Origin of the sequence: Caenispirillum salinarum (assembly GCF_044803115.1) — a bacterium.
In the GTDB taxonomy this organism is placed as follows: domain Bacteria; phylum Pseudomonadota; class Alphaproteobacteria; order Rhodospirillales; family Rhodospirillaceae; genus Caenispirillum; species Caenispirillum salinarum_A.
Map to the genome: position 1 here is coordinate 2,009,065 of NZ_CP085224.1, position 15,016 is coordinate 2,024,080.

The window sequence follows — 15,016 nt, forward strand, 5'->3', positions numbered from 1 at the left end:
GGCCGCGGTATGGTAGGGGCATGAAAACCTCGCTGCGCCTGGACCGCCTGCTGTTCGTCGACCTGGAACTGACCTGCTGGAAGGGCATGCCGCCCCCCGGCGAGCAGAGCGAGATCATCGAGATCGGGCTGGCGGAGGTGGACGCCGAGGCGTTGAAGGTCACCCGCAGCGGCCGCTATCTCGTTCGTCCGCGCCATTCCACGGTGTCGGAGTTCTGCGCCGACCTGACAGGCGTGACGCAGGACGACCTCAAGCGCGACGGTCGCTCGCTGGCGGAAGTTTTCGGGACGCTGAAGAAGGACTGGGGCCCCGCCCGCAAGGCGTGGTACGCCTGGGGCGCCGACCGCATCCTGCTGGACGAGGCGGTGGAGCGGGGCGATGCCGAGGCGCATCCGTTCTCGCCGGGATTCTTCGATATGGCGCAGCTTTATGCAACCCTGCGCGGGTGCGGCGCGCGCGCGTCGCTGGAGGATGCGCTAACGCGCGAAGGTCTGGAGCCGCAGGGCCGCCGCCACTCTGCCGAGGGTGATGCCGTGGATGCCGCGCATGTATGGATGCGCCTGGCGGGCTGTCTGCGCTGAAGTGGCTCTTGATCGCAGCCGCGCGGCGGCGGTAGGACGGGCACGCCCGTTCTTGAACCACGAGATGACGCAATGACCGCCACCGCCGCGCCGACCTTCGCCATGCAGCCCGTCACGGCCGAGGACACTGAAGCCCTGCTGGTGCTCAACAACGCGGCCGTGCCCCACGTCAACGACCTGGACGCGGCGGCCTTCTGCGCCATCGTGGACGAGGCCGCGGTGGCCGTGAAAGCGGTGGATGCCGCTGGCGGCGTGGCCGGTTTCGTCCTCGCCCTGGCACCGGGCAAGCGCTACGCCAGCGAGAACTATGCGTGGTTCTGCGCGAACATGGGTGACGAGGGCTTTCTCTACGTCGACCGTATCGTGGTCGACCCGACGCGGCGGCGCTCCGGTGCCCAGCGGGCTCTGTACGAGCATGTCTTCGCCGAGGCCGAACGGACGGGCGCTCCGCGGGTGACCTGCGAGGTCAACGTGCGGCCGCCCAATCCGGTCTCCATGGCCTTCCATGAATCACTCGGCTTCCAGGGCGTCGGCGAGTTCGAGCCCTACGGCGGCACCAAGCGGGTGCGCCTGCTGGCGCGACCCATCGGGTGATCAGCGCCCGACACGGACGCGAGAGGGCCGCAGCCCGGCGGCCGTGCAGGCCGCGGCGCACGCGGTCATGATGAACAACAGCTTTACGATCCCCAGCATCGCGAGGTCTCCCCTGGTGGTTCTGTGATGCCTCCCCTGCGGCAGTCAGTGCTTTTTTCCGACCATTCCGCACAGGTATTCTTGCATACGCCGGGCGCGGTGTCGCGGATCGGCTGCTGCCGCCGCTGCCGTTGATTTTTTTCAGGGACCCGCCGCCCTGTCCCGGCGGCGGCCACGGGCCGGCCGTCCGAACCGCCGGTGGCCTCCGGGCGGGCTTCGACCATCGCTCCGTCGCGTTCGGCCGCCGATTTGGATTCGTGGCCCCGCCGTCATCCCAGCCGCACCGTTCCGCGTCTCCGGGCCACTCTGGTCGGGCCGGTAAGTCGTTCTTTTTCAACACGGTTCCCCCCACCCCTGCGTACGCCATGCGTTAAAGTTGCAAAAAAAGAAAAAAAACCGTAAAGGTAGATAGCGGCGCGGGGGCGCCGAGGGGCGGTTGAAAGGGGGAACGGCATGGATTTCGATGACCGGAAGCTTCTGGCATTCACCGATCCAGAAGCACGGGCGACGGTGCTGTCTCCCGACATTTTGCGTGCCGTCGTCCATGCGGCCTATCGCATCCCGCCGGACGCCCTCGGCGCAGAGGTGGCGGCGCACTTCGACAGTCTGGAATATGGTCGCTTCCGCGCCGAGACCCGCACGGAAATCCAGCAGAGCGGCTACAGCATCCGTTTCGGCGAGCAGGACCCCGGCGCGTCGCCGGCCAGCCGGCCGGACGTGGACCTGCTGTGGCGCGGCGCCGTGACAACGTCCATACGGCTGGAGCGTGCCGTTGTGGGGGTGCGGACGAGCCCCACCGTGCGCATCACGGACCTGGACCTCGATCTGCCCGATCCGCCGCCCCGCGATACTCGGGCCCTTGACCAGGCTCGCCGCGCGGCCCTCCTCGAGCGGTTGCGCGCCGCCGCCATCGATCCCGACGCCATGACCGAGGCCGTGATCGACAGCTGGGTCAGCAAGATGGGCGCCGACAGCCTGTCGGAAGCGCTGTCGTGGGGCCAGGACCACGGGGTGCCGCTGCACAGGATCGCGCTGTCGTTCACACCGATCGCGGGATCGGACGTCGCGCGGGCGCGGCGGTTTCCGGTGGCGGCGGCGGTTCTGATTCGCGACCCGGTGCAGGACGGATTCCGCCTCGCCGATTTTTTGCGCGCCAGCCACACGGTTCTGGAGCAGATGAAGGTCCAGGGGGTGGAGCCGCCCGAGGGCGACGAGGACCTGCCGCAGGGGCGTCCGGTGGTTCTGTGGCTGGTGCCCGAAGACTGGTTTGACGACGGGGCTTGGCCGGGCGGAGAGGACGCCGCCCGTCCCGCGGATGCCCGGCAGGCGCGCATCACCCATGCCACGTCCTGGCTGGCAGGCCAGGGCATCGCACTCGCACCCGTCGGGCGGTAGACGCACGGCGGGTTTTTCATGGGCCGACGACGGCTGTCAGGGGGAGAAAGATCATGGCCATTGCCTTTCCGTTCGTCGAAGTCTCCGTCGACGACAGCGACCTGCAACCCGAGGCCCGGCGCGCACCCGGCGTGCTGGCGGTGGTGGGCAGCACGAACGGAGCCGGTAGCGCGGCGGCGAACGATCCCGTCGTGATCGACTCGCTGGCCGACGCCGCGGCGCGGTTCAACCGCGTGGACGGCGACGGCGCACCCAACCCCGAAACGCCGTTGTACCGGGCCCTGGCGGCGGTGTTCCAGCAGGACCCGCGGCCAAGCAAGGTCTATGCCGTCAAGCTGGACGGCGACAATGACTGGGCGGCGGCCTTTCGCGCGCTTGAGGCGGCCGACGACATCACCTTCGTCACTGTGGCCGACGCCGTGATCCAGGGCGGGGAAGGGAACCCGCTGGCGCCGATCACCGCCCTGAAGGCCCATTGCGACAACCAGTCGGCCGCCGGCAACAAGCGCATCGGCGTCGCCGCCGTCGACCCGGCGATCGGCCGCAGCGAAGCCTATGCGGAAACCGTCACGGGTCTTGCCGCACCGCTCAAGACGTCCGGCTCGCGGATGGTCGTGGTGGCGGCGCGCGGCGCGGTCGATCCATCCGGCAACACCGCCCAGGTGGCGGCGGCGGCGGCCTCGGCCATCGCCGGGCAGCCGGTGGCGGCCTCCATCGTGCTGAAGAGCGTCACGGGCTTCACCATGCCGCTGGCCGGGCAGTACTCGCCGGGTGAGATCAAGGCCCTGAGCCAGGACGGCATCATTCCGGTCATCGACCCGGCGTTGATCGTGGGCGAGGGCTTGCACTTCGCCGAAGGCACCATGTACGACGCCCAGCCCACCTACATCGACACGGTGCGGCTGCTCGACGACGTGGAGTTCCGCCTGAAGGCCGGCCTGATCGGCCTGATCGGCGACGCGCGGATGACCCGCGCCGGCCTGGCTGCCATCATCCGCAAGGCCAACGGCATCCTGGGCGTGGTGCAGCGGGACGGCGGCATCACCGGGTCGAGCATCATCATTCCGGTCTACGACGCCCTGCTCAAGCCCGCCGCCGCCCGCACGGCCACCGAGGACCAGATCATCGCCACCGCGCGCGCCCAGCGGCTGGTGGACATGACGGCCATCATCGTTCTCGGCCCCGCCATCCACCGCCTGAGCATCACGCTGCAGCCGCGCTTCTGAGGCGTGACCGCCCGTCCTGCCCCCGTCCTTGCACACGTCCAGCCCGATAGGAGCCCACTGCCATGCCGTCCTGGAACTCCCGCCTCGTCGTCAAGTACGACACCGGCAGCGGCGAAAAAACCATCACGCCCATCGAAAGCTTCCAGCCCAGCTTCGCCATGAACGCCGAGCCCCTGCATTCGGTGGAGGCGATCAACATCGGCGTCATCGCCATGCCCGAGCAGATCAACTTCACCATCACCGTGAAGGCGTTGGGGACCGCCACGGCGGAGCTGACCAAGCTGGCGCTGGACCGCACGGCGTTCCGCGTGGTCATGGAGGAAGTGGACGACGGCAGCGACCCGGAATGGTCGCTGACAGAGGTTCTGCTGGACAACTGCTTCATCACCAACGCGACGCCCAGTTCAGCGGCCATTTCGGGCGCCCCCACGGCGACGTTCTCCGGCTTCGCCCTGGGCGGCGAGGCCAAGTCCGCCAGCCAGGATGCGGCCGCCGTCGGCGCGCCCATCGAAAGCTGATGGCCGACACTGTGTTCGGCGTCTTGGGCGGCGGCAGCGTGCCCCGGCGCCCCAAGCGCGTCACCCGCACCGGGCTCGCGCTCGTCCACGAGAACGAAATCGTCTATCCGGCGGCCGGCGGCGAGGCGGAAGCGATCCAGGCGGTGGAGGACGCCGGCACCACCGTCCAGGTCTTCTTCCCCGTGCAGGTGGAACTGCGCGAGGTTGCCCCACGCGCGGCGACCGGCGGCGACGGCGCAGGCAGCGAGGCCGAGGAACGCGCCCTGCGCGCGGTCGCGGCGGTCCTGTCCGACGGTTGAGGAGACGCGCGCGGCATGCCTGTGGAGGTGCACATACCGCTCACGCTGCGGCTGGACCCGGCGCTGGCCCGCGGCGAGCATCTGGCGGAGGTGGAGGCGGCCGTGTCCGCCGCCGCCCGCCGGGCGCTGGCCGAGGTCGACGCCGAGGTCATCGCCCCGCGCGGGGGCTATGCCGTCCCCCGCCTGCACGCGCCGACCTTCACATGGGCCGGCGGGGCCGCAGCCCTGCCGAGGGACTGGCGGCAGGACGCCGAGCGGGCGGTGTCCGCCGGCCTGCAGGCTGCCGTGGCGGCCGCCCCGAACACGGCCGGTGCCAAACTCAGCGAAGCGCCCGAGCCGGTGCCGGCGGCGCCGCGGGACAGGATCGAGCGCCGCCGCCGGCGGGGCGGCCGCTATCGGATTCCCAGCTACGCCGGCGGCACCGCCGATGTTCCCATCTACATGGCCGGGCCCGAGGCGCCCGCGATCGACCGTGACACCCAGCGCGTCAGACTGTGGGCCTGGGACGGAAGCGATGCGGAACACCTGCGGCAGAGCATCGGCCGGTTTCTTTTGACGGTACCGGACTCTCATGCGCCGCTCGGGCAGCCGGTCGGCGTTCTTCTGGCTGTTCCGGGCGCGTATGCCGTCGTGGTGGTGAAGGTCACGCAGCGCGGCGAGGGGCGTCTGTTCTACCGCCACGTTGCGAATTTCGAGATCGGACAGTCCGTCCACAGAACCGAGATCGACGACCAGGGCGACGTCTCCGTGTCCGGCGGAGCCATGCCCACAGCGCCCCGGGCAACCTTGCGCAAACTTGTTCCCGTCGGCGGTGCCGAGGCCTACCTGCGGGAGCGGTACCACGAGATGGCGCGGCAAATCCTGGCCCCTGAAGGGGCGACGTTGGACGCGGCCATGCGGGAGACGCTCGACGACCACGCGGCCAGCGCCGCCAAATCGCTGATCCACAAGCAGGGATATCTGGCCGCGCTCGAGACGCCGGGTGATGCGACCTGGTGTTCCGTCCCGGCCGATGCGTTCCCCGAGTCCACCCTGACCGTCTTCCCGATGACGCACATTGCTCCGCGCGCTGAGAAGGCCGGTGAGGACGGAGGCGACGTCGCCGGGACAGGCGCGGGAGAAGATAGTGGCGCCGGGGGCGCCGGTGTCGATGGAGATGCCGGTGCGGGCGGTGGCCGGCGCGGTGCGGCCTTCGGCGAGCCCGTCCCCGGGGAGGGCCTGGCGGGGCCGGCCGCCTTCTATCCCGCCAGCCCCGATGGCACCACCGTCGAACTGGACCTGGATGCCTTGAATGGCGAGCCCAGCCTGGACGAGTTGGGCCGCTTCGGCGAGGCTTTGCGCCGCCTGATGCGACAGATCGCCTACCGCCTGGAAATGCCGGAAGGCGACCATTGCGGCAGCTTCGCCGTTGCCGCCGCGTACATGATCGGCGTCCGTGCGTCCTCGGTCGCCGCCCATGCCGAAACGGCGCAGTCTAGCACCCGTCCGACACCCGGCGGCGGCGGGAATCTGGGCAGCATCGACATGGCGCCCGAGCGCAGCCGTGCGGTGCAGGTGATGCGCTACGTCGCCGGCGTCACGCCGCTGCTGACCCGCTTTCAGCATCTGATGGTCGAGGTCTACGACCTGCCGCCGGTCAAGCGGATGATCACCGGGACATTCGAGGACGACGGCCTCGGGTGGGCGCTGGCGTTCTACAAGCGCTATGCGCCGACGGTGGAACGCGCCACCGGCACCCTGTTCAAGCGGACCTGCCAGATCGTCATGCTGCAGCTCCTGCGCGCGTCCGAACAGCAGATCCGGGCACGGCTGGACAACATGGACCGCTATTACGGCCAGGTGCGCGCGCTTATCCTGGGACTGGTGGCGCCGGAGGCCGACCTGCGGCAACTTCGCGACCGCCTGCGGGAGGACGCCGCATGGTCCGGCGATTCCTCGGCCATGATCGGGCAGGTCTATTCCTCGTGGAAGGAGGCGCGCGGCGCGCTTGTCACGTCGCTCAGCCAGCAGGTGCTGGACGAGCACGCCCTGCGTCACCCTGGCGGTGGGGAAGTCGGAGAGATCGTCCGCACCCCGCAGGGCGCCCGCATCCGTGATGCCGACGGGCGGCTGTGGTCGATCGCCGAACTGGAGCAGGCCATCGCCTTCCGCCACGGCATGGCGACGTCCGTGGACCCCCTGATCCATCAGTTCCAGGACATTCCCGACGTCGTCGCCGCGTTCCGCCAGAGTCCCGGTGCCGCGCGGGCGTACCTGGAGAGCCTGCTGCAGGAGATGCTCGCCAACAACGCGGAAATGCAGCGCAAGACCAAGGCGGAAGACGATTTCGCCTTCCTGTCCGGCAAGATTTCCGACGACCTGCCCAACCGGACCGTCCCCTACACCAGCTACAAGCTTCAGGGTGTCCACCTTCTGGCGCACGAGGCCGTCGGCGATGCCTTCCAGGGCGACCGGGCCTATGCCAGCGGCATCGACTTCGTCATGAGCGTGGAACTGGGCCGCCAGGGACTGCTGGCCTTCGGCGAGACGGTGAGCCTGCTGACCCTGGCCGTGCTCTGTCCGCCGCTGGCCATTGTTGCGGGTGCGGGGCTGGCCGCCGCCTCCTATGCCGACGCCGCCGAGCAGACGCGCCTGTACGGCGCGATGATCGACCCGGAGGCCATCCTGTCCAGGGCGCAGGTGGAGATGGACCTGTTCCTTGCCGAACTGGAGGTCGTCCTGTCGGCCATCGACGTGGCGGTGCCGGTCCTGAAAACGGCCGGCGCCGGAGCCCGCGTGGTGCGTCGGCAGGGCATCGCGGCCGGTGTGGGCGCAATGGGGCGCCACGCCCGGCGCCGGTTCATGGACAGCATGGCCGAGCAAGCGAGGCATGGCATCGAGGTCGCCGTCGCCAAGGAGGTGCTGACCGAACAGGGGATGGGGCAGGTGATGCCGCTGGTCCTCGGGCCGCTCATGAGGGAAATCCATCGCGAGATCACGATCGGTGCCGGCGGACAATCGGGCCCGGGCGCGCAGGCCGGACCGGGCGTCCCGGCGGTGCCCGCTGCCGCCGGGCCCGTGGCCGACGAGCCCGAAAACGCCCTCATCCAACGCCTGGAGGAATACCAGGAGGGCCTGCGCGACGAGAGCCTGCCCAGCGCCGAGGAGGCGCCGTGACCATGCGCTTCTCGTTCCGCGGCCACGACACCGGCATGAACCTAGGCGCCATCATTGCCGGCGACGAGGGCTTTGCCGCCGCCCGCCGCCGCATGACCGACGAACTGGGGTTCCCGCCGGAAAAGGCCGACCGCATCCTCGCGGACATGCTCGGCACCACCCTTCTGCGCTACGGCAGCCATCTGGTGCGCGAGAAGTCGGACCTGGTGGCCAAGGTGGTCGACCTGCGTGACCGGCTGGACACGCTGTATTCCGAGCTGCTCAACTTCGAACGTCGTGACGGGTCGGGCGGGCGCGTTTCCGGCGACCGGGACGACCTCGACACGCAACTTCGCAAGATCGAAGGTCTCTATTCCGAGCTGGATGCGGCACTCAAGGACCTGGGCACGCCGTTCCACGGCATCGAGCCGCCGCCCGATATCGCGCTCGGCCTGCCCGAACACCTGCTGAAGGAGATCAGGGAGACGGACGCCTCCGTCCGCACCCAGGACCGGCGCGACGTGACCGCCGACCTGACTCCCACCAAGCCCGGTCGGCGGTCGCGCATCGAGGGCGGGCGCTACACCTTCAAGCGCAACGCCGACGGCAGCTACACCCGCATTTTCGCCGACGACGCATCGGTGCGTTTTCGGGTGCGGAACGGCCGCTATCACGTTGAAACCTTCGATCCCTCGGGCAACAAGCAACTGGAATTCAGCGAGTTCGACGTCCTCCAGTCGCCCTACGAGCGCCGGCCGCGCACGACGGCGCTGATGCAGTGTCACCACGGGCTGCAAAACTCGCTGATGACCAAGTTGTTCAAAGCGTACAACTACGACGGCGGCGCCGCCCCCACCATCTGGCTGCGCAACAGTCGCCGGGGGTCGCCTCACGGCTCGATCACGGCGGTGCAGAACGGGCAGAAGTCGACGCGCAACGCCGCCGGCATCACGTTCGAGGACATCCGGGAATGGGCCATCGCCGATTTGCGGATCACCCAGATGCCGGAACACAAGATCGCCGAGTACCTGGCCGTGTTCGACGCCTATTTCGAAAGTGCGGTGCTGCCCAACATTCCCAAGGAAAAATACGACGAACTGCTGGGGAACTGGCGGCCGAAATGAGCAGGAAAGACAGGAACAACGGCATGGCTGGACGCCGCGGACCGCCCCCCACCATCGACCAGGTCATCGCCCGCGTCGTCAAGGGCGCTGCCCGACCGCAGCCTGCGCGCCCCGAGGAACTGGCGCGCATGGCGCGGATCGCGCCCATGCCTGCGGAGCTGACGGCGCTCTACACCGCGCGGTTCGATCTGGCCGTGGGACCCGTCGAACTGCTGGAGCCTCCCATCTTCGAAGACGTCAACGGCGGCCGGGCCGCCTTCGGGGAACTGGCGGACATGACCTACTTCGCCACCGACCGGGCAGAGGGCGTCTTCTTTCTCGACATGTTCGGCCGCCTGGGCCTCGGGCCCGGCTTCGTCTTCTGGGTGGAGCGCGGGCTCATGGCCGCCGACGAGGTGGTGCCCTGCGGGGAGACGCTGGCCGTTTTCCTGGCAGCCGTGCAGGAGGGGCGGCACCCGTGGCATGCGCCGACCCTGGGCGAGCGCGCGCTGGAGCGGTTCCGCGCCGCCGCTGCCAATCCGCCGCCGGGCGTCGACCTGCGTCCCGGCATCGCGCCGATCGCCTTCGTGCAGGCCCGGCGCGGGGGCGGTCTGGTGGTGAGCTTCGCCCTGGGCGAGATTCTCAAGATCGCGGACGGCATCCACTTCGCCGCGTCGCGCCGCGAGATCGTGCCGTTCCACCGGATGCGCGCCGTCGCCGGCGGCGGCGTCGTGATCGTCGGCCATGACCCGGACCTGGGCACGCTCGGTGTCACCCAGGGCGATTGGCAGGACCTGCCGGCCGACCGTCTGCTGGCCTGCGGCGATCCCGAACATCCGGAAACCGGCCGGCTGCTCGGCCGGTTCGCCGACGTGCTCACCTTCTGGATCGAGGAGGTCCGCCGCGCATGAGCAGTTCCACCTTCCAGCGCCACGGCATGCCCAGCGCCATCATCGGCCTCGTCGTCGCGCCGGTGCCGTTGTGGTCGGTGACGGCGATCAGCCTGACGTCGAGCTACCACCTGCCGCCCATCGGCACGCAGAGCGACCGCGTCCTGATGGACTCCCACGACGACAGGATCAGCCTGACGGCCGTGCTGCCCGGACAGTTGAGGTTCGCCTGGAAGGAAGCGCTGGAGACCTTCGCGGAGCAGGCCATCGCGTGGAACCCCTTGCAGGACCTCACCAACGGCGAGGTCGGCGGGCTGTTCCTGTGGACATCCATGACCCTCAGGACAGACATCTACATTGAAAGCCTGACCTTTTCCGCCAGCGCGCAGAAGCGCAAGGCGCTGGACGTCAGCATGACGCTCGCCCACCTGCCGCGCCCGGGCCTTCTGCCGCAGGCGCTGGACGTCCCCAACGTGGCGATCAGTTCCGCCATCGATCCGTTCACGGGGTGATGCCATGAACCTGAACGCTCCCGCCATTGCCGCACTCAACCCGCCGGCTGCCGAAGACACCGGCATTCCGGCGGTGCCGGCCGGGTTCAGCCGTCTACGGGTCGACGTCACGCGCGGCCTGCCGTTCCGTCTGCCGTTCGGGCCCGACGGCTTTCGCGCGGTTCTCTTCCTCTCCTCCGGCCAGGTGCGCCGCTGGCTGACTGAGCCCGCCGACACGGTGATCGCCCGGGGCGCCGATCAGGGCGCGCCGGCACCCGCGCCCGTCCCGAACCCTCGGGCAGCGGACGCCGCGCTCTCTGCCCTGGCGGAAAGCCGCTCCAGGCCGGCGCCGCGAATCCTGTTCATTGCCGACGGCGCGGCGGCGGGCGTGTGTCCGCTCATCGTCGGGCACCGGATGCTGCTGCCGGCGGCGGGGTCGGGGCCGGCATCGGCGGGCTTCGAACTGATGGTGCTGTCATTCACGCTCACGTCGGGGGCCATGGCCGGCCCGGCCGTCGCCGGCAGCCGGCTCGACCTGGCATGGCGGATGCTCCGCGGTGGCAGTCCGGCGTTCGATGCCCAGGTCTGCCGCGACAGCCTGCGCGGCCGGCTGTCCTACCAGACGGGATCGACGAACAAGCGCGAGCGCATCACGGTGGAGGCTGAAAGCGAGTCCTCGGGCACCGCCGCCGTGGCCGCCGTGCCCGGCGGTCTGAACTGGAGCCTGCTGCATGGCTGAGAGCGACCCGACGATGCGGCCGGGCCGCGCGCCCGGCTGGCGACTGACGTTCCATGCCGCCGATGGCGCGGCGGTGGGCGAGGATCTGTTCGCGGTCGATCACACGGACCATTACGCCGACGTCTCAGTCTCCCTCGAGGGGGGTCTGACGGCCGGGCGCCTGACCGTCACACTGTGGCGCCTGCGGGACGACCACTTTGCCGCCCTTGCCCACGCGCAGGCGGGCGCCGGTCCTGCCGGCGACACCACGCGCGTGGAGCGGCCGGCCGGCATATTCGTCTCGGTGCGTCTGTTCTGGCGCGACCGGGCGGGTGACGCGCCCGGCGACGATGCGGCGCCGGTGCTGGAGACGTTCCGTGTCACCCGCCTTGCCCGATCGGTGGAGGGGCTGGAGATCGCCACCCACGTCGAGGGGCGGACCGCCCTCTATGACCGCATCGCCAACGCGCGGACGCCGTCGCCGGGCGATCCGGTGGCCGGCGAAGACGCTCTCGATGCCGCCGCCCGCCTTTTGGAGGCTCTGGGCCTGACGGCAGAGGTGGATTTCACGGTTCCAGCGCCCGACGACGGCAGCACCGTGACGCCGGGGCCGATTGCCTTCCCGCCCGGCCGTCCGGCGCTGGAAGCCCTGTCCGACCTGCGCCGGCAGATGATGGCACGCCCGCCCTTCCGCCGCGGCCGGGCGCTGTTCCTGTTCCGTGACGGCATGCTGACGGTGGGGCCCTGGCGGCCCATTCCGCACGATGCTGCCGCCGGGACCGTGAACCTGGATGCCCGCGAGGTGATCGTCGACATCGCGTCGACCGGCGATCACGCGCCCGTGGCGCCGCACGAGAACGTGGACGGCCGGCCCAAGGCGCGGGCGGGCTATCGCCTGACCTGCCTCGGCCAGCCGGACCTCAAGCCCGGTGACCTCGTGTCGTTCACGCCTCTGCCGTCGCGCGACGGCCTGTTCGGCGGTTTCGGCCTGGCGTCCGTGCCGGCGGGACTGGGCAATGACGCGCCAGAAGCCGCGACCCTCTACATCAGCGGCGTCGCCCACGACCTGGGCCGCCGGTCGGGATGGCGGACCGTCCTGTCGGGGGTGGTGGTCGACGGCGCGGGCGCCGATGCGTGGGACGTTGCCCGCGTGCGCGACGGCGAGGGCGACGCCGGCGAGGACGCGGAAGCCGGCCCCTCCGCTGGCGCTGCCGAAGGGGTGCGGAAGGGTGTCGGGGACCGCATCAACAGCGCCTTCGCTGCGCGCCCCGTCGCCACCATCGCCGAAGTCCGCCGGCACGTCGCCCGCACGGAAATGGACGGAGACCGGGTGCGGCTGGCCGCCCATGCCACGGCCGTGCTGCGCGGCTCCGTCGACCACGGCGGGACCCGCCGGGCGCGGCTGGACGCCATCGACCGGGCGCAGAACGACATTCAAGGCAACGTGCCGTACCTCACCAGCTTTGCGTGGGGTCCTTACGGACAGGTCCTGCCGCGCTACCCCGGAACGCGCGTGATGCTGCTGAACAATCAGAGGAACCCGCACGACCCGGTGGACATCGGCGCGCTCTGGCAGACCCGCGACGATGCCGATACCACCGCTCCGGCCCGGTCGGCGCCGGGAGACTGGTGGCTGATCCTGCCGGCATTCAAGGACCCTGCGGCCATCCCCGCGAAGGCCGAGGGAACGGACCCCGTGCCGCTGCCGGAAGAGGACCGTGCCAGTCACGACCTGATCGACGGGCTGGGGGAGCGGGTGGTTCACGTCAACGGTTTCACCATCCGCTCCTTCGTGGCCGACGACCTGACGCCGGCGACCGACCGGCCGGCAGGAACCGGCGACAGCGGCATTCTGATCGAGCACGCCTCGGCCGGATCGGCCGTGCGGATGCTCAAGGACGGCACCGTGGAAATCGTCGCCGCCGGCGACCTCACGCTCAAGGGCGCCAACGTGAAGATCGTGGCGACGGAGGGAACGGTGGACGTAAGCAAGGGGGGATCATGAGCGGCACGCGCCTGACAGACAGCCAATTGCGACGCCTGATGAAGTGGGACGCGGCCACGGCGCCCATCCATGCCGGCGTCATTCAACACGCCGACATCGCCTTCGAGACAACGCCGGCCGGAACCCGCGACCTGGCGCTGGTGTCGGGGATCGACAACCTCCGCCAGCAACTGACCACCGCCATGACGACCGCGCTTGGCAGTGACCCGCTCAACGCGCGGCACGGTTTTGCCGGCTTCAGGGCCCTGGCGGAGGAAAGCGACCCGCTGCTCCTGCGCGAGCGCCTGCGGTTTTCCGTGCTGGCCGTGCTGCGCGCCGACCCGCGCATCGTCGCCGTTCTGCGGGTGCTGATCGGTGACGAGATCGCCGCCTGGCATGCCGGCCGCGACGAGCCCGTGCCGCCGCGCACCGGCCATGGCGTGGTCGATGTCGAGGCACAGTTCACCATCCGCTCGGGCGAGACCCTGAGCGTGGCGGTCGGCCCGATCCTGGGAGGAGCCTGATGAACGACATCCGAGATGAACTGGCGGACATCGACACCATCGATCCGGCCACCTTCCGCGATACGGGCACGGGCGCCTACGGCCTGACGCGGGCCGGCTTCGTCCCCAAGCCCTATGGCCGGCTGGTGGCGGAGGGCCTGGCGCTCGCGCGCGAGATGTTCGGGCCGGACGTGGACACCGGGCCGGGGTCCGTGCTGCGGCGGGTGGTGGAACTGACCTCCATCGAGCACGCGCGCACCTACACCATGCTGTCGGGACTGGTGGACGATCTGACGGTGCCGACGGCGCGCGGGCAGGCGCTCGACCGGCTGGGCGAGGAACTGGGCCTGCCGCGCCCCTTCGACGCCGCCACGGGCAGCGTGGACCTGTCCTTCGTCGGCGCCTTCCCGGCGGGCGTCGAAAGCCTGACGCTGCCGGCCGGTGCGCGCCTCCTCAGCGGGGGCGGGCACCATGCGGCACTGTCGCGCAGTGTCGTGTTCACGCCAAGCCGCACCACCCAGTCCGTGCCGGTCGCCGCCTTCCACCCGGGGCCGGAGCACAACCTTGACGGCGCCACGCCTGAGACCACGCTGGCCATGTGGAACGCGCTCGATGCGGCGCTCGACGCCTTGGCCGCCCTGGCGTCGCTGAGGGGGGATGCGGCGCTTGAGGACGTGGTGGCCATCACACAGCCCGCGCCGCTGACGGGCGGCGAGACGCGCTGGCCCGATACCCGCTACCGGCAGCTTCTGCTGCGGGCGCCGCGGTCGATCTGGACGACGCGCGCCATCGAGATCGCGGTCGGGCTCGTGCCCGGCGTGCGCCAGGTCAAGGTGATCGACCGCTATGGCGGGCTGGACATCGACCAGCCCATCTTCGGCAATTTCAGCTTTGGCGAACGGGTCTTCGGCACCGAGCGGGACCTGGCCTCGCCCTACATGTTCACCATCCTGGTCGCGCCGACCGCCGCCGCCATCTGGCAGGGCGCCGACGGTCTAGCGGCGGCCATCTCCGAGGCGGTGGAAGACCTGCGCCCCATCGGCCTGTTCCCCGATATCCGCGAGGCTATCGAGGTGGGCGTGGGCGTGCGTGCCGACCTGGTGATCGACGGCGTGCCGCTTTCGACCGGCACGCGCGCGGTGGTCAATGCCTCCGATCCGGCGCAAGGGCTCAAGGCCCGGCTGATGGCGCGCGTGCGGGGGTACATCGAGGGACTGGATTTCGGCGCCTCCATCAGCCCGGCCCGCATCACCTGGGCCCTGATGAGCGAGCCGGGTGTGGCCGATGTCCGCAACCTGCGGCTCATCCGTTACCCGCGCGGCGCCTCGACCATCGATTTCTTCGGTGCGGCGGACACCGGCGGAGCCCGTGAACTGGACTGCGGCGAGGCCCTGCGGACAGGGGCGGACGAAATCGCCGTCTACATCGACGACCCCGCCGACCTGACCATCATCTGACGCGCGCGGAACGCAAAAACCAA

Annotated in this window: 14 protein-coding genes; all 14 read left to right on the plus strand. The window is 70.1% G+C overall.

Features of this window, described 5'->3' with window-relative positions:
• Window positions 1–20: 20 nt before the first annotated feature.
• The gene (locus LG334_RS09160) at window positions 21–581 is read left to right on the plus strand and encodes an exonuclease domain-containing protein (RefSeq protein WP_404385365.1); all 561 of its coding nucleotides are present in this window, start codon (window positions 21–23) and stop codon (window positions 579–581) included.
• A 72-nt stretch (window positions 582–653) separates the two neighbouring features.
• Window positions 654–1,175 (plus strand): GNAT family N-acetyltransferase, encoded by a 522-nt coding sequence (locus tag LG334_RS09165; RefSeq protein ID WP_404385367.1) that lies wholly within the window; start codon window positions 654–656, stop codon window positions 1,173–1,175.
• 552 nt (window positions 1,176–1,727) lie between these two features.
• Complete coding sequence (locus LG334_RS09170) at window positions 1,728–2,669, plus strand: hypothetical protein (protein ID WP_404385369.1); 942 nt, start codon at window positions 1,728–1,730, stop codon at window positions 2,667–2,669.
• A 53-nt stretch (window positions 2,670–2,722) separates the two neighbouring features.
• On the plus strand, window positions 2,723–3,895 hold the full coding sequence (locus tag LG334_RS09175; RefSeq protein WP_404385371.1) for a hypothetical protein: 1,173 nt from the start codon (window positions 2,723–2,725) through the stop codon (window positions 3,893–3,895).
• Window positions 3,896–3,957: 62 nt separating this feature from the next.
• Window positions 3,958–4,413: a hypothetical protein gene (locus LG334_RS09180; protein WP_009542166.1), complete on the plus strand. Its 456-nt coding sequence runs from the start codon at window positions 3,958–3,960 to the stop codon at window positions 4,411–4,413.
• Window positions 4,413–4,712 (plus strand): hypothetical protein, encoded by a 300-nt coding sequence (locus LG334_RS09185; protein ID WP_404385373.1) that lies wholly within the window; start codon window positions 4,413–4,415, stop codon window positions 4,710–4,712. Before LG334_RS09180 ends, LG334_RS09185 begins: the two co-directional genes overlap by 1 nt.
• 15 nt (window positions 4,713–4,727) lie before the next feature.
• Window positions 4,728–7,868, plus strand: a complete 3,141-nt coding sequence (locus LG334_RS09190) for a hypothetical protein (protein ID WP_404385375.1) — start codon at window positions 4,728–4,730, stop codon at window positions 7,866–7,868.
• A gap of 2 nt (window positions 7,869–7,870) precedes the next feature.
• The gene (locus LG334_RS09195; protein WP_404385378.1) at window positions 7,871–8,971 is read left to right on the plus strand and encodes a hypothetical protein; all 1,101 of its coding nucleotides are present in this window, start codon (window positions 7,871–7,873) and stop codon (window positions 8,969–8,971) included.
• A gap of 23 nt (window positions 8,972–8,994) precedes the next feature.
• Complete coding sequence (locus tag LG334_RS09200; RefSeq protein ID WP_404385380.1) at window positions 8,995–9,861, plus strand: hypothetical protein; 867 nt, start codon at window positions 8,995–8,997, stop codon at window positions 9,859–9,861.
• A complete protein-coding gene (locus tag LG334_RS09205) occupies window positions 9,858–10,352 on the plus strand; it encodes a hypothetical protein (protein ID WP_404385382.1) in 495 nt (164 codons plus the stop codon). Before LG334_RS09200 ends, LG334_RS09205 begins: the two co-directional genes overlap by 4 nt.
• Before the next feature lie 4 nt (window positions 10,353–10,356).
• Window positions 10,357–11,070, plus strand: a complete 714-nt coding sequence (locus LG334_RS09210) for a hypothetical protein (protein ID WP_404385384.1) — start codon at window positions 10,357–10,359, stop codon at window positions 11,068–11,070.
• The gene (locus LG334_RS09215) at window positions 11,063–13,054 is read left to right on the plus strand and encodes a hypothetical protein (protein WP_404385386.1); all 1,992 of its coding nucleotides are present in this window, start codon (window positions 11,063–11,065) and stop codon (window positions 13,052–13,054) included. Before LG334_RS09210 ends, LG334_RS09215 begins: the two co-directional genes overlap by 8 nt.
• Window positions 13,051–13,557, plus strand: a complete 507-nt coding sequence (locus LG334_RS09220) for a hypothetical protein (RefSeq protein WP_404385388.1) — start codon at window positions 13,051–13,053, stop codon at window positions 13,555–13,557. The genes LG334_RS09215 and LG334_RS09220 overlap by 4 nt, the downstream gene beginning before the upstream one ends.
• Window positions 13,557–14,993: a hypothetical protein gene (locus tag LG334_RS09225; protein ID WP_404385390.1), complete on the plus strand. Its 1,437-nt coding sequence runs from the start codon at window positions 13,557–13,559 to the stop codon at window positions 14,991–14,993. The genes LG334_RS09220 and LG334_RS09225 overlap by 1 nt, the downstream gene beginning before the upstream one ends.
• Window positions 14,994–15,016: the final 23 nt, after the last annotated feature.